Annotated in this window: 22 protein-coding genes; 5 read left to right on the top strand and 17 right to left on the bottom strand. The window is 38.2% G+C overall.

Features of this window, described 5'->3' with window-relative positions; translation table 11 throughout:
- Nucleotides 1-206 precede the first annotated feature (206 nt).
- Nucleotides 207-1523, top strand: a complete 1317-nt coding sequence (locus tag ACH9UM_RS00160; RefSeq protein WP_004845211.1) for an IS30 family transposase — start codon at nucleotides 207-209, stop codon at nucleotides 1521-1523.
- Nucleotides 1524-1761: 238 nt separating this feature from the next.
- Here the strand turns inward: ACH9UM_RS00160 and ACH9UM_RS00155 are convergent, their stop codons facing one another.
- The 4 genes from ACH9UM_RS00155 to ACH9UM_RS00140 all read right to left on the bottom strand — a co-directional run bounded on the left by ACH9UM_RS00155 (nucleotide 1762) and on the right by ACH9UM_RS00140 (nucleotide 5336).
- Nucleotides 1762-2352 (bottom strand): nucleoside recognition protein, encoded by a 591-nt coding sequence (locus ACH9UM_RS00155; RefSeq protein WP_400091611.1) that lies wholly within the window; start codon nucleotides 2350-2352, stop codon nucleotides 1762-1764.
- Nucleotides 2353-2486: 134 nt separating this feature from the next.
- Nucleotides 2487-3098 (bottom strand): PepSY domain-containing protein, encoded by a 612-nt coding sequence (locus ACH9UM_RS00150; protein WP_004848186.1) that lies wholly within the window; start codon nucleotides 3096-3098, stop codon nucleotides 2487-2489.
- Between the two features lie 160 nt (nucleotides 3099-3258).
- Nucleotides 3259-4665 (bottom strand): cell wall metabolism sensor histidine kinase WalK, encoded by a 1407-nt coding sequence (locus tag ACH9UM_RS00145; protein WP_004848183.1) that lies wholly within the window; start codon nucleotides 4663-4665, stop codon nucleotides 3259-3261.
- Nucleotides 4662-5336, bottom strand: coding sequence for a response regulator transcription factor (locus ACH9UM_RS00140; protein WP_004848180.1), 675 nt, complete (start codon nucleotides 5334-5336; stop codon nucleotides 4662-4664). The genes ACH9UM_RS00145 and ACH9UM_RS00140 overlap by 4 nt, the downstream gene beginning before the upstream one ends.
- A gap of 158 nt (nucleotides 5337-5494) precedes the next feature.
- On the opposite strand from ACH9UM_RS00140, the gene ACH9UM_RS00135 reads away from it, so the two are divergent.
- Together ACH9UM_RS00135 and ACH9UM_RS00130 are read left to right on the top strand one after the other, a co-directional pair.
- Entirely contained in the window at nucleotides 5495-6772 is a 1278-nt protein-coding gene (locus tag ACH9UM_RS00135; protein WP_004848178.1) for a M18 family aminopeptidase, read from the top strand.
- Nucleotides 6773-6829: 57 nt separating this feature from the next.
- Nucleotides 6830-7819: a Gfo/Idh/MocA family protein gene (locus ACH9UM_RS00130; RefSeq protein ID WP_009242946.1), complete on the top strand. Its 990-nt coding sequence runs from the start codon at nucleotides 6830-6832 to the stop codon at nucleotides 7817-7819.
- 202 nt (nucleotides 7820-8021) lie between these two features.
- On the opposite strand, the gene ACH9UM_RS00125 is transcribed toward ACH9UM_RS00130, so the two are convergent.
- The 3 genes from ACH9UM_RS00125 to ACH9UM_RS00115 form a co-directional block, all read right to left on the bottom strand.
- A complete protein-coding gene (locus tag ACH9UM_RS00125) occupies nucleotides 8022-13052 on the bottom strand; it encodes a discoidin domain-containing protein (RefSeq protein WP_400091606.1) in 5031 nt (1676 codons plus the stop codon).
- Nucleotides 13053-13509: 457 nt separating this feature from the next.
- Nucleotides 13510-14004 (bottom strand): DUF6147 family protein, encoded by a 495-nt coding sequence (locus tag ACH9UM_RS00120; protein WP_022003184.1) that lies wholly within the window; start codon nucleotides 14002-14004, stop codon nucleotides 13510-13512.
- An 85-nt stretch (nucleotides 14005-14089) separates the two neighbouring features.
- Complete coding sequence (locus tag ACH9UM_RS00115) at nucleotides 14090-14863, bottom strand: DUF4367 domain-containing protein (protein WP_055158697.1); 774 nt, start codon at nucleotides 14861-14863, stop codon at nucleotides 14090-14092.
- 104 nt (nucleotides 14864-14967) lie between these two features.
- Here ACH9UM_RS00115 and ACH9UM_RS00110 point away from each other — a divergent pair, with 104 nt between their 5' ends.
- Nucleotides 14968-16032 carry an undecaprenyldiphospho-muramoylpentapeptide beta-N-acetylglucosaminyltransferase gene (locus ACH9UM_RS00110; RefSeq protein ID WP_004847719.1) on the top strand — a complete coding sequence of 355 codons (1065 nt, stop codon included), beginning with the start codon at nucleotides 14968-14970 and terminating at the stop codon, nucleotides 16030-16032.
- A gap of 101 nt (nucleotides 16033-16133) precedes the next feature.
- Here the strand turns inward: ACH9UM_RS00110 and ACH9UM_RS00105 are convergent, their stop codons facing one another.
- Both ACH9UM_RS00105 and ACH9UM_RS00100 read right to left on the bottom strand, forming a co-directional pair.
- Nucleotides 16134-16697, bottom strand: a complete 564-nt coding sequence (locus ACH9UM_RS00105; RefSeq protein ID WP_004847717.1) for an RNA polymerase sigma factor — start codon at nucleotides 16695-16697, stop codon at nucleotides 16134-16136.
- 12 nt (nucleotides 16698-16709) lie between these two features.
- Nucleotides 16710-17117, bottom strand: a complete 408-nt coding sequence (locus tag ACH9UM_RS00100; protein ID WP_004847715.1) for an HIT family protein — start codon at nucleotides 17115-17117, stop codon at nucleotides 16710-16712.
- A gap of 230 nt (nucleotides 17118-17347) precedes the next feature.
- Here ACH9UM_RS00100 and ACH9UM_RS00095 point away from each other — a divergent pair, with 230 nt between their 5' ends.
- Nucleotides 17348-18097 carry a PAS domain-containing sensor histidine kinase gene (locus tag ACH9UM_RS00095; protein ID WP_009242951.1) on the top strand — a complete coding sequence of 250 codons (750 nt, stop codon included), beginning with the start codon at nucleotides 17348-17350 and terminating at the stop codon, nucleotides 18095-18097.
- A gap of 7 nt (nucleotides 18098-18104) precedes the next feature.
- On the opposite strand, the gene ACH9UM_RS00090 is transcribed toward ACH9UM_RS00095, so the two are convergent.
- From ACH9UM_RS00090 to ACH9UM_RS00055, 8 genes are all read right to left on the bottom strand, one after another.
- Nucleotides 18105-18707: a rhomboid family intramembrane serine protease gene (locus tag ACH9UM_RS00090; RefSeq protein WP_009242952.1), complete on the bottom strand. Its 603-nt coding sequence runs from the start codon at nucleotides 18705-18707 to the stop codon at nucleotides 18105-18107.
- A 40-nt stretch (nucleotides 18708-18747) separates the two neighbouring features.
- Complete coding sequence (locus ACH9UM_RS00085) at nucleotides 18748-19605, bottom strand: DUF6382 domain-containing protein (protein WP_009242953.1); 858 nt, start codon at nucleotides 19603-19605, stop codon at nucleotides 18748-18750.
- A 26-nt stretch (nucleotides 19606-19631) separates the two neighbouring features.
- Nucleotides 19632-20021 (bottom strand): TadE family protein, encoded by a 390-nt coding sequence (locus ACH9UM_RS00080; protein WP_004847708.1) that lies wholly within the window; start codon nucleotides 20019-20021, stop codon nucleotides 19632-19634.
- A complete protein-coding gene (locus ACH9UM_RS00075; RefSeq protein WP_004847706.1) occupies nucleotides 20011-20484 on the bottom strand; it encodes a prepilin peptidase in 474 nt (157 codons plus the stop codon). Before ACH9UM_RS00075 ends, ACH9UM_RS00080 begins: the two co-directional genes overlap by 11 nt.
- Nucleotides 20469-21284 carry a hypothetical protein gene (locus tag ACH9UM_RS00070; RefSeq protein ID WP_004847702.1) on the bottom strand — a complete coding sequence of 272 codons (816 nt, stop codon included), beginning with the start codon at nucleotides 21282-21284 and terminating at the stop codon, nucleotides 20469-20471. Before ACH9UM_RS00070 ends, ACH9UM_RS00075 begins: the two co-directional genes overlap by 16 nt.
- Before the next feature lie 93 nt (nucleotides 21285-21377).
- Nucleotides 21378-22817: a DUF5702 domain-containing protein gene (locus tag ACH9UM_RS00065; RefSeq protein WP_004847698.1), complete on the bottom strand. Its 1440-nt coding sequence runs from the start codon at nucleotides 22815-22817 to the stop codon at nucleotides 21378-21380.
- A 9-nt stretch (nucleotides 22818-22826) separates the two neighbouring features.
- Entirely contained in the window at nucleotides 22827-23060 is a 234-nt protein-coding gene (locus ACH9UM_RS00060; protein ID WP_004847697.1) for a Flp1 family type IVb pilin, read from the bottom strand.
- 80 nt (nucleotides 23061-23140) lie between these two features.
- Nucleotides 23141-24418 carry a type II secretion system F family protein gene (locus tag ACH9UM_RS00055; RefSeq protein WP_004847696.1) on the bottom strand — a complete coding sequence of 426 codons (1278 nt, stop codon included), beginning with the start codon at nucleotides 24416-24418 and terminating at the stop codon, nucleotides 23141-23143.

The following is a 24418-nucleotide window of genomic DNA, read 5'->3' as shown; positions in this document are numbered from 1 at the left end:
CCGTGAATTTGTTATGTTTTTCACAGTCTGCATCTATTTTATGATAACATATTCCCCTCTTTTTCGATACATCTAATATCAGTTTCGTTATATTTGCCTTAAATGAAAAACTAAATTCCACCATCATGCTGAATTTAGTCTTACTCTCTTCTTCTATATCCTATATTATTTTAGTACCTTCTATCCGCAGTAGAAAAGAGGTACTTATGTGTAAATCTATCCCTGGAAATCAAAAGCATATGACAATGGATCAGCGTATTATAATTGAAAAAAGGTTGGATCAAGGAAACTCCCTCCATAGCATTGCGCTACAGTTAGGAAAAGATCCAACCACTATCTCCAAAGAAATTAAAAAGCACCGCACTATTCAGGAACATAGCCACTTCAATGAATCAAAAAATAAATGTGCTCTAATAAAAGACTGCAAAAAAAAGAATATCTGTGAAATCTATGCTCCGATATGCAAAAGAATGTGTAAACTCTGCAACCACTGTAATTCCCATTGCGATGATTTCATTCCTCGCAGTTATCATTGTTCCAAACTAGATAAAGCTCCCTTTGTATGCAATGCTTGCAGTAAAAAAAGCGGATGCCGTTTGGATAAGGCTTATTATAGAGCCACGATTGCTCACAGGGAATATCGAACCGTTCTGATTGAATCGCGAACTGGTATCAACATTTCTCCTGAAGATTTGATAAGGCTGGATGAACTGGTTTCCCCACTGATTATGCAGGGGCAGTCCCCTTACATGATCCTACAGAATCATCCGGAGATCCCTTACTCAGAAAAAACGCTTTACAATTACATTGAATCCGGAGCTTTGAGTGTTAAAAATATCGATCTGCCTAAAAAAGTAAAATATAAGCTCCGTTCTTCCGGCTCTTCTGAATTAGTTGATAAAACAATCTATGAAGGTCGTACTTACAAAGACTTTCAGGCATTTTTAAAAGAGTTCCCGGATACAAGAGTTACTGAAATGGATACCGTTCTCGGCTGTGAAGGTTCCCACAAGGTGTTACTCACTTTCCACTTTTCCGAATGTTCTTTTATGATGGCGTATCTTCTTGACAGCAAAGAATCCGATCATATAAAAAATGTATTTGACTCCATTGAGCATGCGATTGGAACCTTTTCTTTTGCCTCTGCTTTTTCGCTGATTTTAACGGACAGAGGCGGTGAATTTCAGATTCCGGATGCATTGGAATGTGGTGAAGACAACCTGATTCGGACAAGTATTTATTATTGTGATCCGATGTGTTCCTGGCAAAAGCCGCATTGTGAAAAGAACCATGAATATATCCGAAAAATATGCCCGAAAGGAACATCCTTTGACGATTACTCGCAAAAAGAGATCAATCTGATGATGAGCCATATCAACAGTACTCCAAGACAAAGCCTTGGTGGATTGTCGCCTATGGCTCTTGCAAAAATCATGCTCCCACATGAACTTTTAAATTTTTTTGCTCTCACTGAAATACCGGCAGATGAGATCGTATTAACGCCTGCATTATTGAAAAAATAAAACCAGATAATAAAACAAATCTGCGGATAAAGGCTCCATATCACACATACCAGACAAGTGGAATTTAGTCTTACAGAGCAGATTCCAGTTGTCTCATTAGCATACATTTTTATTGCAGAAAAGCATTTATTATCTGGTTAAATTCCACTTTAAAGGATTTGACACAATTCGTCAAACCCTAAAATATCGAATTTAGTCTTCTGTATGGAATTTACTTTTACATATGGAATTTACTTATTCACTCAACCAATATGACTGCAGCCCCCGTACTTGCCACCGTAGCTAAAATCCCCGCGCCTACGATTGCCGCCGGGTTCGCGCTTCCATACTGACTTCGATATGCGATCACGTTCATCGGGATCAACTGAAGAGAAGAAATATTCATGATCAAAAACGTACACATTTCATTACTTGCGACTCCCTTGCGCCTCACCGGACCGGGCGCTTTTCCTGCCCGCCTTTCCTCTTCCAATGTTTCAAGTTCTTTCATCGCCTTTAATCCTGCCGGAGTTGCCGCCCACCCAAGACCGAGGATATTCGCAATAAAATTTGTTGTAATATGCTCCTGCGCTTTATGTTCTTTCGGCAGATCAGGAAAAAGAAAACGGATCACCGGACGCATTTTTTTTGCCGCACTTCCGATGATCCCTGCCTGTGCCGCAATCTCCATGATCCCACACCAAAACGACATAATCCCTATCATCGTAATACAAAGTGTCACCGCTTCTTTTGAAGAATCGAGCGCGGCATTTGTAATAACTTCCATCCTGCCGTTAAACGCTCCGAATATAATTCCGATCAAAATCATGCCTGCCCATAGATAATTCATACACTTCTCCGCTGTCTATGATTCATTTTTCATTCTTTCTGAATTATATTCTCTTCTCTCTTTCTTTTATTCCGATACTCCGAAAATATTTTTTATCGTCTTTTTTATCACATCTAATCACAATTTTCCTTTGATCAGTATCGTTCCTCACTCCACTCAAGAATCGTTCCTGTAGACGCATCTATTTCAAACTCATACTCTTTCCCGTCATAAATGATATCGCCTTCGTATTTATATTTTCCGTCATCGTAGTCTGATTGAATGCGAATATCGTTTTCCGATGCCCCCGGAACTCTTTCCAATGCGATCTTCTCTGCTTCCTCTATACTGATCCCCAAAGCTTCCGCATTATTTTGAGAATTTCCGCTTTTTTCTTTATCTGTTGTGCCTGCTGTATCCGCTGTGCCCGCTGTATCTGTTGTGCCTGCTCTGTCTGTTGTATCTACAGTTGAAATCCGCTCTGTATCTGCGCTTAATATTTGACCGTCTCTTCCGCTTATTTCATAATCATACTCTGTTCCTTCTACGTCAAACCGCACTTCATATACTTTCCTGCCATCGTCGATTTCCGAAGACACTCTCAGACGGGTCGTATCTGATTCTCTTACTCCCGCATCAGCCAATGCCGCTTCCAATGCCGCTTCTTTTCCGATATCTTTGCCGCCTTTTAGTCCACACCCTGCAAATACACCTGCTGTCACCATAGTCATCACTGCTACCGTTGCTATTTTTGTAAATTTTTTCATTTCTATTCTCCTTTCTTTATTTCACATCAGCATTTACTTTTACTTTGAAAACATTCGATTCCAAACTTCGGTTTATGCCTTTATTTTCTTTGATGAGATTACTATATCCCAAAAAGATTAAAATAACATTAAAGAACGAAAACAAATTTACATTGTCCTGTCATGACTTCGATTTTCTTAAATGAAAAACAAACTCACTTCCTTCGCCTTCTTTACTGACAACTTCTACACTTCCTCCATGTGCCTCTGCGATCCATTTCACCATAGACAAACCGAGCCCGCAGTGACTTCCTCCTGTTCTGGATTTATCCGCACGATAAAACCGTTCCCATATATGAGGAATATCCCCCTTTGAAATGCCGATGCCATGATCTTTTACTTTTCCGATAATATCCGAATCATTATGCACGGATAAACTCACTTCTATATCCCGTCCTTCCCCGTATCGCAGCGCATTAGACAGAAGATTTATCATCATTCTAATGTACAGCGTCTCATCAACTTCCGCCCATATTTCAGGTTCAATGTGACATATGATCTGACCGGCGTTTCCTTTTGATTCAGCAAGAAACTGTTGTTCACCGACGATCATTTCCGTCAGTTCACTTAAATTAACGTTTTCTTTCTCGATCTGCTGACGCCCCTGATCGGCTCTTGATAAAAACAGAAGCTGCGCGATCAGATCTGACATATTTTCCGCTTTCTGTTCGATCAGTTTCACCTGTGCTTTTTGCTTTGGCTTTAACGCTTCATCTTTTAAAAGCTGACCGCACTGAGCCATCATAACGCTTATCGGCGTTCTTAATTCATGCGAAACGTCCGAAGTGAACTGCTTTTCTCTTTTAAACACGGCTTCCAGCTCATCCAGCATCTCGTTAAACGTCTCCGCAAGGATATAAATCTCATCTCTGTTTTTTTTGTATCTCTTTTCCTTTGTTTCTCTTACTGTATCGATATTGTCAATTCTTCTCGAAAGATCCGCATCCATCCGTATCTTACACACAGTATCCGTAATATCTTTCACAGGCTTAAGCGTTCTTTTTGTGAAGCGATATCCTACGAACGCTGTCGCTGCGGCAAGCAGCGGAAGAAGAATAAACGCGATGCGAAGTATCGTCTGAAAACTCTCCTCCGATTCCGTCACAGATATCACTCCGCGTACATATATCTCCTTACCTTCTCCCGGTCTGAAAAAAAGATCGTATATATACCAGTCTTCTTCTCCTGCCTTATCTTTAATCTCTCTTACTTCTCCATCCAAAAAGTCCGGCTGCCGATCGAATCCCCCGGGAATCTTTCCATATAAAAAATATCCGGTTGAGTCATACATGGAAAGATAGACTCCGTTTTCCACAGAATAAAAATCCGAATCAATTTTTAATTCTCCGTCCTGCATTTCAATTTCTTCCAGACTCTCCTCTACTCTTCTTTCCAGTGACATTTTCGTAGACGCAAGTATCTCACGTCCACTCAAAGAAAACAATATTCCAAGAACCGTTCCGACAACCACAAGAATAAATATCGTATATAAAAGAGTTAATTTTATCTTTAAAGAAACTTTTTTCATTCTTCCTCCTTTAACACATAACCGACTCCTCTTACTGTATGAATGAGTTTTTTCTCTCTTCCGTCATCAATTTTTTTCCTCAAATACCGGATATACACATCTATAACATTTGAACTTCCCATATAGTCATAATTCCACAGATGCTGCTCCAATCTGTCTCGTGAAAGAACAATTCCCGCATTTTGGACCATATATCTCAGCAGCGCAAACTCTTTTCCCGAAAGTCTGATTTCTTCTTTACCTCTTATTACTTTATGCGTATCAAGATGTACTTCCAGATCCGCAATCGTGTAACATGTTTTCGGCATTTCCTCCGGCTTTCTCAAAAGCACCCGTACCCGGGCAAGCAGCTCTTCAAATGCAAACGGCTTTACAAGATAATCATTTGCACCTGCGTCAAGCCCTGCCACCCGATCTTCCACACTGTCTTTTGCAGTCAGTAATATAACCGGTGTAGAATCCTTTTTCCTCCTCATTTCCTTCAAAACGGATAATCCGTCTTTTTTCGGCATCATAATATCAAGAATTACCGCATCGTATTTTACGGCAGTCAAATATTCCTCGGCTTCCTTCCCGTCAAAACATGAATCCACACTATAATACTCATCTTTCAGACGCGCTGTTATAATTTTGTTCAGGTCCTTTTCATCTTCCGCAAGCAAAATTCTCATTTTATCAACTCCCTACTACAATACTTCGACCTTTCATTTCTGTTTGTCTTATTATATGAAAATCATCGGATCAAATCAATTCCCTCTTTTCCCTTGACAGAAGGCATCGCGACTTATATTCTGAAAACATCAGAGAAGATATAAAAGGAGCCGATTTTATGAATTCAAAAACAACAAGTGAAAAGCTTATCCAATTTATTGAAAACAGCCCATCAGCTTTTCATACGGTAGAAACAATTAAATTTCTTCTTTTAAAAAATAATTTCTCGGAATTGTGTGAGAACAAACACTGGCACATAACTGCCGGAGGAAATTATTTTGTGACACGAAATAATTCATCACTGATCGCATTTTCCATTCCCGAAAATCCACTTGCAGGAATGCGTATTATCGCAAGCCACAGTGATTCACCGACTTTTAAAATCAAAGAAAATCCCGAAATGGAATGCGGTCATCACTATGTCAAACTAAATGTAGAACGCTATGGAGGAATGATTTACGCACCTTGGCTCGATCGTCCGCTTTCTATTGCCGGAAGAGTGATTATTAAAGATAAAGAAACAAATAAATTACAATCGAAATTAATAAACATCGACAGAGATCTTGTTTTAATTCCAAATCTCGCAATTCATATGAATAGAGATATTAACAGCGGATATCAATATAATCCACAAAAAGATCTGCTTCCTCTTTACGGCAATCTTTCTGCAAAAGACACTTTTATGAAACAAATCGCCGATGCAGCCGAAGTGTCCGAACAGGACATTCTCGGACATGACCTCTTTCTTTACAACAGACAAAAAGCAAGCATATGGGGCGCTTCCAACGAATTTGTATCTGCTCCGCGGCTTGATGATCTGCAATGTGTGTTTGCCTCTGTTGAAGGATTTCTTGCAGGACAAAAACAAACTTATATGCCGATTCTCTCCGTTCTGGATAACGAAGAAGTTGGAAGTCAGACAAAACAGGGAGCTGCATCTACATTTTTATATGACACACTTACCCGCACTAACTCCTGTCTCGGACTTTCTGATGAAGACTACCTTATTCGGCTTGCAGACAGCTTTATGATTTCCGCAGACAATGCTCATGCGATCCATCCGAATCATCAAGACTGCTCTGATCCGGTCAATCATCCGTATCTAAACGGTGGGATCGTCATTAAATTTAACGCAAATCAAAAATACTGCACAGACGGATTTTCTTCTGCGGTATTTCGTGATCTGTGCCGCACAGTCAATGTTCCTGTCCAAACATTTGTCAACCGTTCCGACATGGCAGGAGGATCAACTCTCGGAAATATATCTAACACCCAAGTTGCAGTCGACACAGTCGATATCGGGCTGCCTCAGCTTGCCATGCATTCTCCCTACGAGACGGCAGGAGTATACGATACCGACTATTTTATCAAAGCTGCAGCCGAATTTTTCAGTTGAGCAAAGAAAGAAATCAAAAAATATAAAAATATTCCAAAATAAAGAAGGAGGATACAAATGACTTTAAAAATAGGTATTATCGGAACAAACTTTATAAGTGATGATTTTTGCGATGCCGCTGCGCAGGTTGACGGGATAGAGCTGTACGCTGTATATTCCAGATCCGCTGACACAGGAAATCATTTTGCCGAAAGACATAATATTCCCACTGTATTCACTGACTATGAACAGTTTCTTGATTCACCGATCGACGCAGTATACGTGGCTTCTCCTAATTTTGCACACTGCTCTCAATCTATAAAAGCAATGGAAAAGAAAAAGCATGTACTCTGTGAAAAAGTAATGGCATCAAATGAACAAGAGGCTCTTTCCATGATCGAGTGTGCCAAAAAAAATCACGTTGTCCTTTTAGAAGCAATGCGTCCCGATTTTGATCCCGCATTTGATATGATCAAAAACGCGCTTCCCCGCATTGGAAAAATTCGAAGAGCATCTTTTGAATTTTGCCAGTATTCAAGCCGCTATGATCGTTTCAAAGACGGAATTATAGAAAATGCATTTAATCCTGCACTCGGAAACGCCGCTGTATCAGACATCGGAGTTTATTGTATTCATTCCCTTGTCCGCCTTTTCGGTACACCTAAAAACATTCATTCTATGTCTTCCTCATTGGAAAACAATTTTGAATGCAGCGGCATTGTTCTGATGGAATATCCCGATATGATCGCAGAAGCAATCTATTCCAAAGTTACGGTTTCCTATCGTCCGAGCGTCATTCAAGGAGAAAACGGTTCTATCCTGATCGACTACATAAGTCATCCGACACAAATAGAACTCAGACTGCGGGAAGGCTCTCGTGATCCGATCAACGGTGGAATCAAAGAAATACTGCCTTATTCACCTGTAAACAACAATATGATTTATGAAATAAAAAATTTTCTTTCACTTGTTGAAAACAATGGAATCGAGCACGAATACCTACAATATTCGCTTGATACGATCCGCATTATAGATCATGTACTTGCTTCACATACTTCCGTACATTAAAAAATAGATCCATCTATTCTACTAAAAATAAATCGATCTATTCCAGTCATCTTGAGTTAAACTTTAATACAACAAATTAACGTTGCAAAAAAGACTGTATATCTTACAAGAATTTCTTCTGTTTGATATACAGTCTTTTCTTTTATCTTAGCACTTTTTCTTTGCTTTTCCTATCCGCAGTGTACAAAGGATAATGTACTTTCTATCCTTTTCTTCTCTTTCTCTGAATCAAAGCAAGTACTGCCGCGGCTGTCATTGCTGCTCCTGCATACAGCATCGGAGAAACATTATCTCCTGTTTGAACTGCTCCGTCATTCTTCTCCGGTGTCGGCTGTGGATCTGGATTTGGAGTAGGAGTCGCAGTTTCTTCTTCAACTTCAATTTCCACACTGTCCGTAACTTTAACTTTCTTTTCACCCTGCACTGCCGTTGCCGTGATCGTTGCTTTTCCGACTTTCAGCGCTGTTACTTTTCCTGCTTCATCTACTTTGAGCACCGTCGCATCAGACGTTTTCCATGTGATTGTAACATCTTTTGCATCTGTCGGATCAACTTTTGCTGTCACTGTCGTTTCCTCTCCGACTTTCAGTTTCTTACTCTCCGCCGTTACTGTTACACTCTTAAGCTCCGGCGTCGGTTCTGGTTTTACCTCTTCTTCAACTTCGATTTCCACACTGTCCGTAACTTTCTTTTCGCCCTGCACTGCCGTTGCCATGATCGTTGCTTTTCCGGCTTTCAACGCTGTTACTTTTCCTGCTTCATCTACTTTGAGCACCGTCGCATCAGACGTTTTCCATGTGATTGTAACATCTTTTGCATCTGTTGGATCAACTTTTGCTGTCACTGTCGTTTCCTCTCCGACTTTCAGTTTCTTACTCTCTGCCGTTACTGTTACACTCTTAAGCTCCGGCGTCGGTTCTGGTTTCGGATTCAGATTTTCAAGTTTTTCTGTCTCAGCTTTCAATGCGTCTGCTTTTTCAGAAACATTATGATTTAATGCATATGCATTTTCATACGCTGATTCTGCTTCCATATACGCTGCAAAGAACTCTTTATACTTCTCATCACCGTACTGGATACCATACTCTTTTAACTTATCATCTGCTGCTTTGAGCGTCTCTTTCAAATGATCTTTATTTACCGTTTCATATGCTTCAAATTCTCTTAACTGGAATGTTCCGTCAACGCCCTGCATCTTAATATAACGTGTCTCAAGCGGCTGTTCAAACTTGATTGTATTTACTGATTCGCCTTTTATAGATGCTTTTCCTTCAATATCCTTCCAAACTTTTCCGTCTGAAGAAACTTGAAGTTTAAATGTCGCCGGCGCTTTATCCCACTGAAGGACAAGATGATCGATCTGATGTGTCTGAAGCATATCTACCGCAAAACTGCTGTCTGCATAAAGACCTTCAAAGAAAGAGTCTTTCTCACTGACATCTGTTCCATGTTTTCCGTCTGCCGTATTTCCGTCACCATCAATCGCCTTCCAGCCTACACGAAGCTTTTTATTTGCATTGTCGTAATTATTATCGCCTTTATGCTGCGCTGTTCCTGCTGCAGCTTTGTCCTGCGCTACATTGACTTCTGTCACTGCTTTACCCTTTGCCGCCAATTTAATCGTCTTTGGGGACAATGCTTTGTCATAAACTTTCAAGTCTGCGATCTTTCCGTCAAATCCGTTTCCGATCGTTGTCAACGGAAATACAAATGTAGATAAAAGATGATTGTAATCCGTTTCTGAATTTGTTGTTCTCGTCAATGCTTGTTTAAATTCTCCGTTGATGTAAAGTTTTGTTACCTGCTGTGTTCCGACGATCGTTACATTTACACTCTTATTTTCAGGAATTGTATAATCAAACTTCTGCTCAAAATAAGAACGGTTGATCTTTAATTTTCCGTCTGATCCGATCGACAAACGACCGTCTCGTCCATCAAACAACTGTGCGTCTCCTTTTTTATCCACTTTCAGATCAAACTGAACTGTATATGGATAATCAACAGATCTTAACCCTGTCGTAAGACTTCCATCTCCGTTCAAGTCAAGCCAGTTTTTACCATCTTCTTCTTTCACATCTGCGTTTATAACTGTTCCATTATATCCGTTTCCTGCCGCATCATATACGACTGTTCCGTCCTCGCCTGATTTTACATTTTTAAAATCATAATCTAATACAAGCGATGTCTCTGAAGGAATATCGGATGCCAGTTCCACTCCCGGACCTGCTTTTAATTTTTCAAACTTGAGGCTATACTCCTCATATGTCTGGTCTTCATCCGTTCCGCCCCATGTTTTCTCACTAAGAACAGCAGCCTGACGCATCAATCGTTCGTAATTATCACGTTCTGTCACACCCATGTCTGCAATATCTGCCCACATCGCAGTCTTTGCTCCGAGAAGATTCGGATCTGCCGGCTGAACCGTACCGCTGCTGCTGAATGTAACCGGTGTCCAGTTATTGAAAATATGCTCTACATTGACAACATCGCGTTTATCCCTTCCTGTATTTCCATACAAATGGAAAGAATCCACATTGACGATCTTAAATCCTTCGGCGCTTCGTTTCGCCGCATTATCCCATGAATTTGACCAGAAATCAATTTCGATATCTGTATAATCTTTTGTGGAAATTCCTTTATCATCAAAATACTGCTTCATAGATCCCCACATACGTACTTTTTTTCCGCTTTCCTGAACGGTGTCAGCCATCTCACGGATGTAATTACGCATTCCGTCAAATTCATCGTTCTTAATACTCCAGTATTCGTCCACTCCGATATCAACCGTGTCTCCTAAAAATACAGGATCTGCTTCGTTCAGATATTCGCTGTACAGCGCCTTAAGAAACTTTAACGCCCACTGTCCGCTTTCTCCTTTTACAGAAAGCAGCTCCCAGTCCCGGTCGCTTTTAATTCCGTCTTCCGGCATATTTTCAAAACCTTGTACTTTTCTGATTTCCTCGATATTGTTTCTCACATATCTGTTAAATAACAACGAATGTCCCGGCGCATCGATTTCCGAAATCGGATTCATGCCGCAATCCATCGCAAACTGCTGGAGATCTTTATATTCTTCTGCTGTATACTGCGGTTCTCCGCCGTAAGCTCCGTTTTCATCATTGTAATATGCATTCTGCTGAGGATCTGTCTTTAAACTCGGAAACGTTTTGCTTTCCAAACGGAACATTCCTTTATAATTTTTCCAGTTATTATAATCTTCGCGTCCTGTCGTAGCTCCCGAATGACGATTATCGTTCAGATGAAAATGTACTTCATTAATTTTATAAAATGAAAACGTCTTCACAATATCTTTCAAAGCATCCAAACGATACGGAACACGCGCGATATCGATCATTACTCCGCGTACTTCATATTGAGAGAAATCTCTTGTCACACCTTTAGGGAAAGAATACGTTCCGTCTTGTGTATAATACACCTGCTCTAACGTCTTTGTTCCGTACAGACATCCGGTGTATCCGTTACTGCTGATATGAATTCCTCCGTCGTCTGCTTTCAGTAAATATCCTTCCTTGCCTGTGTCGTATGTATCTTCCGGCAGTGACTCAATCAAGATATCGTCTTCGTCTCCGCCTTCTCCGCTGACAACCTCAAGTTCCATTCCGGTAATTTCTTTCATATCGCTCTTAAACTGAGACGCTACTTTCTCAAGTCCGACTCCTGCGCCGTCCTTTAAAACAATACGGGAATTTTCCGTAAGCTTAACTTCTCCCTCATATCCATACCATTCTTGAAGACTTGGAATCACTTCCGGTTCTTCATTCTGATTTTTTATCTCTGGATAAATCTCTGCATGTTTTGATTTTTTATTCGGCACATGAACCTGAAATGTTTTCTCTGCCGTATCTTCAGGATCATTTTCATTCACAACTTCCAATATCACATCCATATCATAATCATACATATTATGATCACTGATCTGACCCTCATCAGAAATAACCTGAGGATATTCGCTTCCCTTCACACTAATACTGAATCCATCAGGCATCTTCGGAAGCGGAACTGTCTCAGAATCTACCGTGATCGCCTCAAGCGCTTTTACAGAATCCATCGCTTCTTTTGCATTTTTCGGCGCCGGATCTGTCACCTCGGGTGTCTGTACCTGATCCCCATGTATCTCAATTTCCTGAACAGAAACACTGTTGCCGCCCGCGTTCGTATTTACTTTATTGAAATAGAAACGCACATAACGGTCAAGACGCTTTCCTTCTACATCTGTGATACTATCATGCTTATTCTGCTCATTTCCCGGCTGACATGTCACATGTTTAACAGTTTTCCACTCTGATTTTTTATCAGCCCTTGTCTGAATCTCATAGTCGATCGAATATACAAGTTTATAAAAATAAAGGTCGATGCTTGTAATATTCGTAACCTCATTTCTCAGATCTATCTCAAGCCACTGCGGGGTCTGCTGCTGATTTGGTGAAGTTCCGTTTTTCATTGTAGGTGCAGACCATCTGGAAGTATCCGACTTCTGTCCGTCAACTGCAAGATTTGCAGTCAGATTCGGCATTGCCGCCTCTACTCCTGACGCAGACGCCGTCTTATTCAATGCGATATTTCCTGTGATCGTCTCATAACCGCTTTCACTTTTCTTCGTTCCAATCACCTGAAATTCCCGCACCCCGATACTGCGGTTTGCCGCCTGACTGTTTCCTGATGTAAAGTAAAGCCTTATATAGCGTGGAATCTCTCTCGCTTTTCCGTTTTCCTTCACATCAACAGTTTTTTTCAAGTTCAGATCTGTACCTTCCGGCATGTCTGCAGTCGCAATCGTTGTCCACACTGCGTCTTCTGCATTGGAATCAGAAACTTCCACACGGAAATCTCCGTACAGCCTTGCAAAGAAATCAACCTTGATCTCTGATACAACGCAAATTCCTCCCAGGTCTACTTCCAGCCACTGCTCTGAAAACTCCGCGTCCTCTCCACTTTGCCATCTGCTGTTATCCGCTTCTCCGTTATTATCGGAAATTCCGTCAAACGCAAGCCCCGGTTCTCTTGCGGGAAGGTTGCCCGATGCCGCAAGAAACTTAGATGCCCGCGCAGTGCTTCCCCTGTCTGCCGCAAGATTTATTTCTTGCTGTTCAGCCTCTCCACTCATTTCTGTGTGAGCTTCTTCTGCCTGCACAACTCCAATACCCGGAACAGAAAATCCTGTCACACCGAGTATTGCTGCCATTACAAGCGCCGCTACTCTTTTCTTTTTCATATTATTCTTTTTCTCCTTCTATGTATCCATCTCTCAGCCCAGCTTTAATCATCCGGACACACGGATACAGTTATTTCTATAATAATCCTTTCAACTTGTTTTTGTCTACACTTTTTAATATTTCCACCTGTTTTTAAATAATTTTGTGCATATTTTACATAGCTTTATTATTTTGATACAGTAAAAAACCGGGTGCATTATGCACTCGGTCTTATCCCTATCTTACTCTGTCATTACATTTTTTCATTTACAAGTAGAAGTTTTTCAGCTCATATCGTATAATGTATAAAAAGCAACCCCCTCTTTAAATCCTGAGAGCAGCCGTCATATGTACGCGAATAATATGTGGTGTTTTTCGGAACAGGTTCTCAAATCATGTACTGATTATTAGTTGCCGAAGCGTCAATGTGACGGCTGCTCTCAAGACTTAAAAAGGGGATAATTCATTATATGCACTTTATGGGATTAATATTCCATCTGTAAATGATGCATCTTCTTCATATGGATATTCATTTCCCGCGATATGATTACAATGAACTCTGTAATAATATCCTCTATCTACTTTTAATGATCTTGCAGTAGACATATATGCCGTATTCTCATCTTCCGCAACCCATGCGTCTATCTGCCCCCATCTTCCTGTTTCTTCGTTATATCGGTCAACATAGACAATCGTTGCAATATATTTCACATCATGATTCGCAGTCGTTGAGCCATACGCATATATGCGGGAGATTCCGGCTTTTGATATGATAGATTCTCCATCCATCAGATGTACTCCCCTTAGATCAGGAGAAGATGTATATCCTATAGACTTCTCCTCAGTCGTAAGATAAGAACCGTCAACTTGTTTTAACTCTTTTCCTGATGCACTGACATTTGTCACAGACCCTGCAACGATTCCGCATAACAGAACAGCGCTTCCTAATATAGATAAAATACGTCTCTTCATAACTTTTCTCATTCCTCTTTGATGTTCTACTCTTTTTTTGCTTCTCTATTAAGTAAACAACTAAATAGGAAAAAACTTACGCGTTTTACTTAGAAAAATATAAATTTTTTAAAATTTTTTCAAATTCTTCCTTTTCAACTACTCCTTTAATCTCATATTGAGCGCCTGCATATTCAAACTCTGCCTCATATCTTTTTACTTTTTTATCCTTTTCTTCATATTCTTTTACCTTGATTTCTACTCCATTATCTGAAATGATTAAAAATTCATCTGTTAACTTATCGGTCTCTTTCTCCCCAAAAGAAGAATCTGCATTATTCATATACATTGTATATTTTACTGTTTGTTCTTTATACTTATACAATAACATAGCTTTTTGTAAATCGGTATTTAACTCATACTTTTCAATTTCCATTCCCTCAGGGCTATAAACTAATCTTACCGGAAGTATTCCTAATTCTGATCTAATTTTCTTATAAATATGAACTTCATCTAAATCTTCAGTTTTTTGTGAATTCATATCATCCACATTGATAACAGATGCCTTTTCATCCCCCACATCCCTATCCCACCATACTTTCCAATATGATTTACTTCCTACTCCAGTCATCACGCTTCCAAATACAAGAATAAACACAGCCGCAACAGCAATTATTGCATAACTCTTTTTCTTTTTACGATATACAACTTTTGCCCGTTTTTCATATTCATAATCTTGTATTTTTTGAAACAAAGCTTCTTCCATATCTTCAGATACGGTTATATGGTCAAGATCTTTTCGTCCTGAAACTTCTTTTTCAAGTGCTTCTGCTTCTCTTTCTATTTCTTTTTTCAGTGATAATTTTTTCAGTTTTTTCATTCCTTACCCCTTTTTCTGTCCTATATTTTTCCTTGACATTTCACCAAATAAGGTTAAGATGAAATTAGCTTTAGCCATGTGCTACTATTACCGGAGGTAACTTTATGAAACGAATCATTTTAACCGGCGGCGGAACTGCCGGACATGTAACTCCTAATATCGCCTTAATTCCAAAACTTCGGGAACTTGGTTTTGATATTCACTATATCGGCTCTTATAACGGTATTGAAAAAGATCTGATCGAGCCTTTTGGCATTCCATATCACGGAATTTCTTCCGGGAAGCTTCGCCGTTATTTCAGTTTACAAAATTTTACCGATCCTTTCCGTGTTATTAAAGGTTTTGGAGAAGCCCGCAAACTGATTAAAAATTTAAAACCCGATGTCATTTTTTCAAAGGGCGGATTTGTATCTGTTCCTGTTGTACTCGCCGGAAAAAAATGTAAAGTTCCGGTGATTATTCATGAATCAGATATGACTCCCGGTCTTGCTAATAAAATCGCAATTCCGTCCGCAGCAAAAATATGCTGTAATTTTCCTGAAACATTGGATTGCCTTCCGGAAGGGAAAGCCGTCCTTACAGGTTCTCCGATCCGACAGGAACTTCTCTCAGGCAATAAAATCGCAGCAATGGATCTCTGCAAATTCACTGCAGATAAACCTGTTATCCTCGTAATCGGCGGAAGTCTTGGTTCTGTTGTTGTAAACAATGCGGTCAGAGAGAGCCTTCCATGTCTGCTGAAAGATTTCCAAATCATTCATTTATGCGGAAAAGGAAAAACCGATGAATCTTTAAAAAACACAAAAGGATACTGTCAATTTGAATATGTAAAAGATGAGCTTCGCGACATTTTTGCATTATCCGAGATTGTCATCTCCAGAGCCGGTGCAAACGCAATATGCGAACTCCTTGCTCTTAGGAAACCAAACCTTCTGATTCCGCTTTCTGCCAAAGCAAGCCGTGGAGATCAGATATTAAACGCCCGCTCTTTTGAACGTCAGGGATTCAGTATGGTTTTAGAGGAAGAAGATCTTACAAAAGAAACCCTTACTTCCACTGTATATAAACTGTTTGAAAAACGTGGTTCATACGTCGATGCAATGCGTAATTCCAACCAACAAGATTCGATTGACACGATCATCTCTATGATCACTCAGGCATCCAAATAAATGTTTTCAAAAACAATATATTATTCCAAGCGTTTATCCAAACATTCATCCTGACTCTTATTTAAGCAGCAACTATCTTAGAAGTAGCTGCTGCTTATTTTCTAAGGAATTCTACCATCTTTATCCTGCATCTCTTCATACTCCGCACCGAACTTTTTACGTATCCATTTCTTAGCCCTATGCAGCAAAGCATGTAAGACTTCTTTCCTAATTTCCATTATTTCGGCCACTTTTACCTGCGGTATATCCATGTAATAAACAAGTATGATTGCTTCATACCATCTTGGATTCTTCTTTGACAATGCTGCCATTATTTTCTCATGGAATTGCTTTTTGTATAAAACTTCCTCTTTCTCTATAAATTCCGTTTCTAAGCTTTCTCCAAACTGCTCTTTGTTTTTATACAATTCATCATCTTCAGACAGCACTTCCCTTTTGAACTTCTTATTAAAATTCAGCGCAGAATTTTTTGCTGTTGTATATAACCATGCCGAAACATTTCCATCTTTCAGCTCTTCAAATCCTATGTATAGTTTAAGAAATGTATCCTGAGTTATGTCTTCTGCCGCATCGTAATTATCACCTGAATAAATATACGCAACTTTCAGGACGAGATTTTTATACTTTTTATAAATCTCGTTGTATTCACGATTACCTGTTAACATAATTTCTCCGGTTTACTTCATTTTATCCAAAATTTCTTTTTTATCTTCTTCCGACAACTCTCCCATCTTCCAACCAAGACCGACTTGATCCCCTTTATATCTCGGTATCAGATGCATGTGAAAATGGAATACGCTCTGACCTGCGCACTCTTCATTATTTTGAACAATATTATATCCGTCGCAATCAAGAACTTTTGTTAATTTATTTACCATCTTTTTAGCAAGAATCATCGCTTTTGCAACTACTTCCTCATCAATATCATATAAATTGCGGTAATGTTCTTTCGGAAGAATCAATGCATGACCTTTTGATGCCGGTCCAAGATCCAGTATTACCCGAAAATCATCATCCTCATAAAGCGTTGCAGACGGAATTTCACCTGCCGCAATCTTACAGAAAATACAATCTTTTTCTTTCATAAAATAACGCCTCTTTTCCTTTGTTTATTATGATTACATATACCTCATTTTACCACAAAAGAAAAACTTTATCAAAAATTCCTATTTATTTTGTAGTATACTTTCTGTTGCATTTTTTGTCGAATTTCGTCGTATGAATTATATTGAACAAGAATTTTTCTCATGCTAGACTTAATTTATGCGTACACTGTTTCGCATATTTATTTCAGTATGAAAGCGAGAAAATATTTATGCTTACTAATATCAATATTAACAAAATGAACCAATTAACAAGTGAAAACGAAACGGCAAAACAAATCGTTTCACAACTCCTTGAAAACCATCAGACGATTGTATCCATGATTTCCCATGAAATCAGAAACCCTCTGACTCTCGTATCCTCTGCTCTGCAGATTATAGAGATACAGCATCCTGAAGTTATTAACTTTCACGGTTGGTCTCAGGCAATCGAAGATATTGAATTTATGTGTAACCTGCTCAATGAACTTTCAGATTTCAACAACGGAAGTACGCTGCACCACTCTGTCTTTTCACTGGAAAAACTTCTCAAAAATATTGCCGTTTCCTTTGCAATGTCACTTGATTCGATAAATTCAAATATTGAGTTCACATCAAAAATATCACTTAATTCCGACAACTATACAGGTGATAAGATAAAATTTGAAGAAGTTATTTTAAATCTTCTGCAAAATGCAAAAGACGCTGTCTCTGAAAAAACTTTTACCGACTCAAAAGGATCTATTTTTCTTTGTGCCGAAAAAATATCTGATTCTATTGTAATTTCTTGTACCGACAACGGATGCGGAATTTCCGATGATATCGTTAATACTATTTTTGATCCGTTCGTCACATATAAAACAAATGGAACCGGACTGGGACTTGCTCTTTCAAAAAAGATTATAGAAGCTCACGGAGGCACTTTAATCGTAACTTCTTCTGATGAAACCGGAACTGTTTTCACTATAACATTGCCGGTCTGATCGAATATCAGTATTCGTTATAATGTATTTTTTTCGGTCTGTATAAAATAACAGCAAAAATGAATCCGCATATGAGCCCCCCTATATGAGCCATATTATCAACCCCGCTGCTCGTCAACCCAAAATAAAGACTCAGAACAACCATAAAAATCATTCCTCTTCCCGAAAGCTGTCCTAATCTTCCTCTGTTCGCAATTACTACATAGAGAAGCGCTCCCATCAGTCCGAAGACCGCTCCCGAAGCTCCTGCAGAAACCGCAGATTCTCCTGCAGAAATTGCTGCAATCAAAGAAAGTATATTTCCTCCGATTCCACTGAGAAAATAAATTATAATAAAACGAAGCTTTCCTATTTCAAGTTCCAGATTCCAACCTAATGCTCCGAGCATTACCATATTATTCATTAAATGTGTAATTCCAAAATGAAGAAACATACACGTAAATATTCTATAATATTCCTGTCCTTCTGTAATAAACGGTTCATACATCGCCCCATGCTGAAGCATAAAGGCTGCATCTTCCGTATCTCCTAACATTGACAAGATTAAAAATACTGCAACATTAATAACTATCAAAACAGTTGTACAAAAAGCTTCGGGTTTTCTTCTCACGTCAAGTCCTCTTTTCTACTACAATATATTTCTTTTTTAATTATAAAATACCCGATGTGCTGTGTCCATCCATTTCCGTAATCAAATCATCCCACTTTCCCCATCTGTCACCTTTTATTCTATTTATTACTTTTTTTACTGTGCTTTCCTTCATGTAGATTTGCTCTTCTTTACATATTTCTGATATTTTATCTGTACTTATCCGCTCTTCCGCAGGGGAAAATATTGCTTTTTCCGAAATGTTTTCCTGTGCTTCGTCTCTTTTCTTCTTTTCTTCTATTTTTCGTATTCTTTTTTGCTTTTCTGCCTGTTTCTGCTTTTTTACGTCTTTTTTACAAGTTTCTATCACCTTTTTAAGGTCATAATTTTCTTTTAATGTTTCCCTGTGTATTTTTGAAACAAGAAAAACACCTTCTGTATCTTTATAATCAAGATGTTTTACAAAGTATTCCGTAAGTTCATGAAACGCTTCACACATTGTCGGTTCATTTTCTTTTTTTATAATCGGCAGATAACAGAAATAGTATTGTTCTGCCTTTTTAAAAATCAATTTCGGATCCAAAATAATATGATTATTATTCAGAAAAAATATTTTTATCTGTTCTGTTATAACAGAAAGTTGTTCCATAAAATCTTCAATTTCTTTTCCGCTTATTTCTGCTTCTTCATAAATTTTATCCATACTCATTCCATTTTCCAGACGAAATGTATATCGGCTTTGCCCGTCGCGTCCGATACCTTGTACCGGCAGCATTCCCTTTATTTTATTATAATGTATCATCTTAATCTGATAATCTTCCTCATACGGAATAGGAAGATCTACATGTATATTGGTATATTCCCATTCATTCTGATATGTAATCTGCATTTTCTTTTCCACTCCGCTTTTTCTTCTCAATTAAAACAACTCCGCTTTTTACTGTCTTATTTTAGCAATCTGATCTTTTTTTCAGGATTTACAATATCAGCCGTACGTTTTACATTTGTTTTCATAAATGATCTTTTCGCCTCTGCAAATACTTGAACTTCCTCTTTATTTACTTCTGCAATAACATTAACATCTGTCATATAAATTAATTTCCCGTGAATTTTCTCTTGAAAAAATGCTTCTATATCATAATTTTTATCATATCTTCTGACATACTGCGCTCCCATAACGGCAGACTCAGCCGCAGCGCCTCCTATAATCGCTTTATCATGATAATAAAACACCGTATGAATGATAATTACAAAAAGACTGAAAAATAGCGGCATTATATATGACATTTCTATTACCGAATTTCCACTCACCCATCTCATCTTTTTAGTATCCATTCAAAATGATCCCTCCTGCATATGCTGCCATTAAAAACGGAATAAACGGAAACTTTGATTTTTTATGAAATTTTGTTTTTAGAAGCATAATAACCGAAAACAATCCTGCCATAAAAAACGCCATAAAAAGTACTGACATAAGACTCCAAAAGCCAAGAAATGCTCCCATAATAACTATTAAAATACTATCTCCGTAACCAAAAGATTCCTTTGTTAATTTACTAATTAAAAGAAAAAATGCTCCTGCGAGTATGCCTGCGATAATCTCTCCTGTTGAAACTGTCCTTTCACATATTACCGATAAAATTACCCATATAATTCCTGATAACAAAAATCCAAGATGCACTTGTCTTCTTTTTATATCCATGACGGCAAGTATTATCATGTAGATCAAAAATGTAATCTGGCAGAACACCCATCCGTTCTTCAACACAAAACCTGCAACATTTATTTCCCTGAACATCTCGAACACCCTCCTATACCTTGTACTTCCGTTTTTTTCACTGCTCTGATCGTTCTTTTTAACCCGCTGCATCCTAATGAATTATGGTATTTACTTCCATTTTCGGTAATATACACCCCGGTCGATGCATCACCGTATACACATTTTTCACAGGCATAATATATTCCGCCGTTTTCATTGCGTATTTCTTCCAACTGTTCATAAGGAACAAATCTAATAGACAACTGCAAATAAGAACAATGATAATCTTCATGATAAACCGATTGTTTTTCTGTTATATAAACAATTTCCGAATCTTCGGTTTTTTTGTCCTTTCCATACCCTGTCCATCCATGGATTCTGAATGTTTCTTCCATCTTTGCCGATGGATTTCCGAATAAAGGAAGCGGAACTCTCACCTCATACTTAACATGAATATTCATTTCTCCTGTTTTCGAGGATAAATATGAATTCCAACAAGAAATTCCTTCACTTCCATCAACAATGATACTTCTTTCAATTCTCTCTTTTCCAAGTAAACGAATAATATCTGATTTTAACTTGATTGTATTTAGAACCGGAATGACTGCTGTATCTTCCGCCGCACTTTTAGCAGCACTATAAGCAGCCTGTTTTACGCCTATTTTAATGCTCTGTATTTCGATCATCCATATAAGACAAAGTGCTGCGAAAAGAAACAACGGAATCGCAAATGCGGCTTCAATCGTAATGCTTCCTTTTTGTTTTTTGGTTATCTTTGGTACAGATGCTCTTTCAGATTTTGCCAAGTATTTATTTTTATTCGTATTGTATTTACTCATCGCAACCGACTTTTCCTTTCATTTTTTTATAAGATGATTTTTCCGCATGAGGGAGTGCGGGAGAGAGAAAGAGCATCTGCACCAAAGATAACCTTATTCGTACCCGTAATATGACGGAAATGTATACGCAAGATCACCGAATATTTCAACCTTATTTCTTATCTCACACTTCGTTACACAGTGATCTGCTCTAAATTTTTCACAGTTTTGTTCTAACCGCATATTTTCTTCTATACGATCGATCGTACGCATTGTTGTCTCCTCTTCCGGTTGTAAAAACAAAAATGCCCTCAAATATTCTTTATATGTAATTCCTTCTTCTGCATCCGCACCTGAAATACCGTCATCTCCTATTCCCAGTGTGAATAATGACGCAAGCGTCAACTGCCAGTTATCCGATGTTTTTACTAGCGGAACTTTATTTCCTGAAAGAAGAGATCTTATATCTATAACACCTTCTCCTGCCGCCCATGCTAACAGGATCAGTTGTTTTACAGCTTCCGCTGCTTCCGGAATTAATAATAAAGTTGAAATTGTCGCTGCCAATGCCATTGCTTCCGACTTTTTCACAGAATCTCCCATAAGATAAACATAATTTAAAGCCATCCTTATGAAAAATATTTTTGTAACGACACTTTCCAGATTTTCTTTATCAGAAGATTTTCCCGAAATAATATATTCAATCTCGTAATCAAGAGATCTGTTCTTTTCGTCTGAGTCTGGATATTCCGAAATATTTTCTTTGGAAGCCTGCGTAAAGTTCTGCATAATATATTCGTTAAACAACAATTTTTCTTTCGCCTTATCTGTATTTTTCCTCATAGGAAACTTGCCTCTTCCTGTCTGCAGACTCCTTTTTGAAGCCTGCAGATCAAGATCGATCTGACGCCCTGAAAGCGGCATATCCTTCGGCATTGCAACAGATAAAATTCCTGTTCTTTCTATCTGCTCCAAACATTGAAAGGGATTTTCTTCTAACTCTGCCAAATCTTCAGATTCTGTTTCTTCTTCATCCGCTCCTTCATTCTCTGATTGTCCAGATGATTTTATTTCTTCAAACTCATCAAGTATCGTTTCTTCCACCTGCCGGATTTCTTCTCCTTGTATGCTTTCTTCTTCCCATACAGATGTCCTGCCTGCCAGATCTTCTATCAGTCCTATTCCATATTTTTGCTCCATATATGTAAGAACCTGTTCCCTAAAAGCCTGTCCCTTGTTGTCAGTAAGATATTGAATCCCGTTTATCTTATAATCTATATTTTTATTACTGTAATAATGCATCCTGCCTATTATCTTATCTTCATTAAACTCTCCTGTTCCATAACTCCCATCGAGTCCGAATATATGGTACGCTTCCATCAGTTGGCTTTCATATTCTCCGAATACGGAAAATATTGCTCCGTCAGCACATATCCTGCTAAGATTCTTTTCTGTCTGTATCACAGTAATTTCTATAATTCCAAATATAAACGAAATAAGAAGAACAACTATAAGACTTAAAAATGCCGTTATTTCTGCTTTCTTTACTTTCATATTTTCTAATTAAATGCCTGAACTTTCAGATGTGATCTTATCGAAAATCGAATTGATCAGATTGATCAGTTCTGTTTTAAAGATCAACAGAAGCGCTATGACAATAACTAATATCAGCACGAGTTCTATCACTGTAATTCCCGATATATATTTTCTTTCCGTGAAAAATCTGCAAATATTTTCTTTTAAGTTTCTTTGACCGGAAATTACACAGCTTTTTATTTTCATAATCTTTTTTTCCATATTTTCTCCTTTCCTACGGCATTTTTTCCCGACTTTTTAAACTTTGCTTTTTCTCTTACTTGCTATCTTTTATTCGGATTTTATATTCTGATTGAGAAAAATGCCGGAACAATTACAATCGCAAAAACAATGATCAACATTAAAAATAACGGAATCATTAATTTTGTTCCTGCTTCTTCTCCTGCTTTTTTCGCCAGATTTTTTCGCTGCTCAAACGCATCCTCCGCTTCTCTTTCAAGTAATTCTGTAAGTCCTCTCGTTCCTTTTCTTAAGTTTTGAGACAACATCATTCCGAATTTTCGATATTCGGACAGATTACATCTTATACCGTATTCCTCATAACATTCTCCCTCAGAAGCTCCTCCGCTGATCTTATACATTACATTAACCATTTCTTCATAAGCTTTTTTCCTGCCGCACGCTTTAGCGGATATCTGTTCTTTCTCTTTTTGATCTTTCTCATATTCTCCGGCAATTTTAAACCATGCTTTTCTGATCGTCATTCCGGATTTGATATAAAGATTAAATTTATTAATAATTTGCGGATAGTCCAGTTTCATTTCTCTGAATTCTTTTTTCTTTTCTTCTTTCTCTTTTTGTGATGATGATATAATCACAAAAACTGCAAATCCGATTCCCATAACAAGAATTCCATATGCTCTCGTCTGAACTCCATATGCCCATATAACTTTTTTTCCGTTTACCTGTTCGGGAAGAACGATATAGTCTTTTGTTTTTGTCTTTTTATCAGCTTCTTCAACCTTTTCTTGAAGCTGCCTCATCTCTTCTTTATCAGCGCTTAATTCCGACGGAAATACTTTTGCATAAAATTCATATCGTTCTTCCTCATCTTCATATGTTAAAATCACTGTAAGTTTTATCAATGTTCCTTCTGTCGATAAATTATCCTGCTGTAAATGTCCCTGTATATCCATAACGTCATAACGATCCAGTTCCCATGAAACTTTCATATTTTTTTCCGGAACAGATGTGATTAGATTCAAGTCCGATCTTACTTCATCCAAACTTTTATTTTTTCCGAGAACAGCTTGTTCAACTTCTTTTTCAGCTTCTGAAAATGCATTTTTCAGCTCTTCTTCATCATATTTTTTCCCTGAAACCGAAATACTGATGTCTTCCTGTTTTTCATCAATCTTTACTTTCATGTTTTTGAGTTCATCTTTTCCGCTCTCATTCCGTCTTAATATTTCCCTTCCTTTCTCATCTTTTTCAAGCTTTTTCCCATTATCTTTACTATATACACATCCGAAAATAATAATCGAAATGACCGCGATCATCCCTGCTTTAACATAAACAGGATGCTTTTGGAATATTTTATTTACTGTTGCTCTGTTCAT

The organism is Mediterraneibacter torques (genome assembly GCF_044591705.1).
Classification (GTDB): Bacteria; Bacillota; Clostridia; order Lachnospirales; family Lachnospiraceae; genus Mediterraneibacter; species Mediterraneibacter torques.
The sequence above is the reverse complement of the archived record's forward strand: the minus strand, read 5'-3'. Positions and strand labels throughout refer to the sequence as shown.

Coding starts and splice junctions, on each gene's coding strand:
- ACH9UM_RS00160 (WP_004845211.1), top strand. CDS start 207: ATGTGTAAATCTATCCCTGGAAATCAAAAGCATATGACAATGGATCAG.
- ACH9UM_RS00155 (WP_400091611.1), bottom strand. CDS start 2,352: ATGAATTATCTATGGGCAGGCATGATTTTGATCGGAATTATATTCGGA.
- ACH9UM_RS00150 (WP_004848186.1), bottom strand. CDS start 3,098: ATGAAAAAATTTACAAAAATAGCAACGGTAGCAGTGATGACTATGGTG.
- ACH9UM_RS00145 (WP_004848183.1), bottom strand. CDS start 4,665: ATGAAAAAAGTTTCTTTAAAGATAAAATTAACTCTTTTATATACGATA.
- ACH9UM_RS00140 (WP_004848180.1), bottom strand. CDS start 5,336: ATGAGAATTTTGCTTGCGGAAGATGAAAAGGACCTGAACAAAATTATA.
- ACH9UM_RS00135 (WP_004848178.1), top strand. CDS start 5,495: ATGAATTCAAAAACAACAAGTGAAAAGCTTATCCAATTTATTGAAAAC.
- ACH9UM_RS00130 (WP_009242946.1), top strand. CDS start 6,830: ATGACTTTAAAAATAGGTATTATCGGAACAAACTTTATAAGTGATGAT.
- ACH9UM_RS00125 (WP_400091606.1), bottom strand. CDS start 13,052: ATGAAAAAGAAAAGAGTAGCGGCGCTTGTAATGGCAGCAATACTCGGT.
- ACH9UM_RS00120 (WP_022003184.1), bottom strand. CDS start 14,004: ATGAAGAGACGTATTTTATCTATATTAGGAAGCGCTGTTCTGTTATGC.
- ACH9UM_RS00115 (WP_055158697.1), bottom strand. CDS start 14,863: ATGAAAAAACTGAAAAAATTATCACTGAAAAAAGAAATAGAAAGAGAA.
- ACH9UM_RS00110 (WP_004847719.1), top strand. CDS start 14,968: ATGAAACGAATCATTTTAACCGGCGGCGGAACTGCCGGACATGTAACT.
- ACH9UM_RS00105 (WP_004847717.1), bottom strand. CDS start 16,697: ATGTTAACAGGTAATCGTGAATACAACGAGATTTATAAAAAGTATAAA.
- ACH9UM_RS00100 (WP_004847715.1), bottom strand. CDS start 17,117: ATGAAAGAAAAAGATTGTATTTTCTGTAAGATTGCGGCAGGTGAAATT.
- ACH9UM_RS00095 (WP_009242951.1), top strand. CDS start 17,348: ATGCTTACTAATATCAATATTAACAAAATGAACCAATTAACAAGTGAA.
- ACH9UM_RS00080 (WP_004847708.1), bottom strand. CDS start 20,021: ATGGATACTAAAAAGATGAGATGGGTGAGTGGAAATTCGGTAATAGAA.
- ACH9UM_RS00075 (WP_004847706.1), bottom strand. CDS start 20,484: ATGTTCAGGGAAATAAATGTTGCAGGTTTTGTGTTGAAGAACGGATGG.
- ACH9UM_RS00070 (WP_004847702.1), bottom strand. CDS start 21,284: ATGAGTAAATACAATACGAATAAAAATAAATACTTGGCAAAATCTGAA.
- ACH9UM_RS00065 (WP_004847698.1), bottom strand. CDS start 22,817: ATGAAAGTAAAGAAAGCAGAAATAACGGCATTTTTAAGTCTTATAGTT.
- ACH9UM_RS00060 (WP_004847697.1), bottom strand. CDS start 23,060: ATGGAAAAAAAGATTATGAAAATAAAAAGCTGTGTAATTTCCGGTCAA.
- ACH9UM_RS00055 (WP_004847696.1), bottom strand. CDS start 24,418: ATGAACAGAGCAACAGTAAATAAAATATTCCAAAAGCATCCTGTTTAT.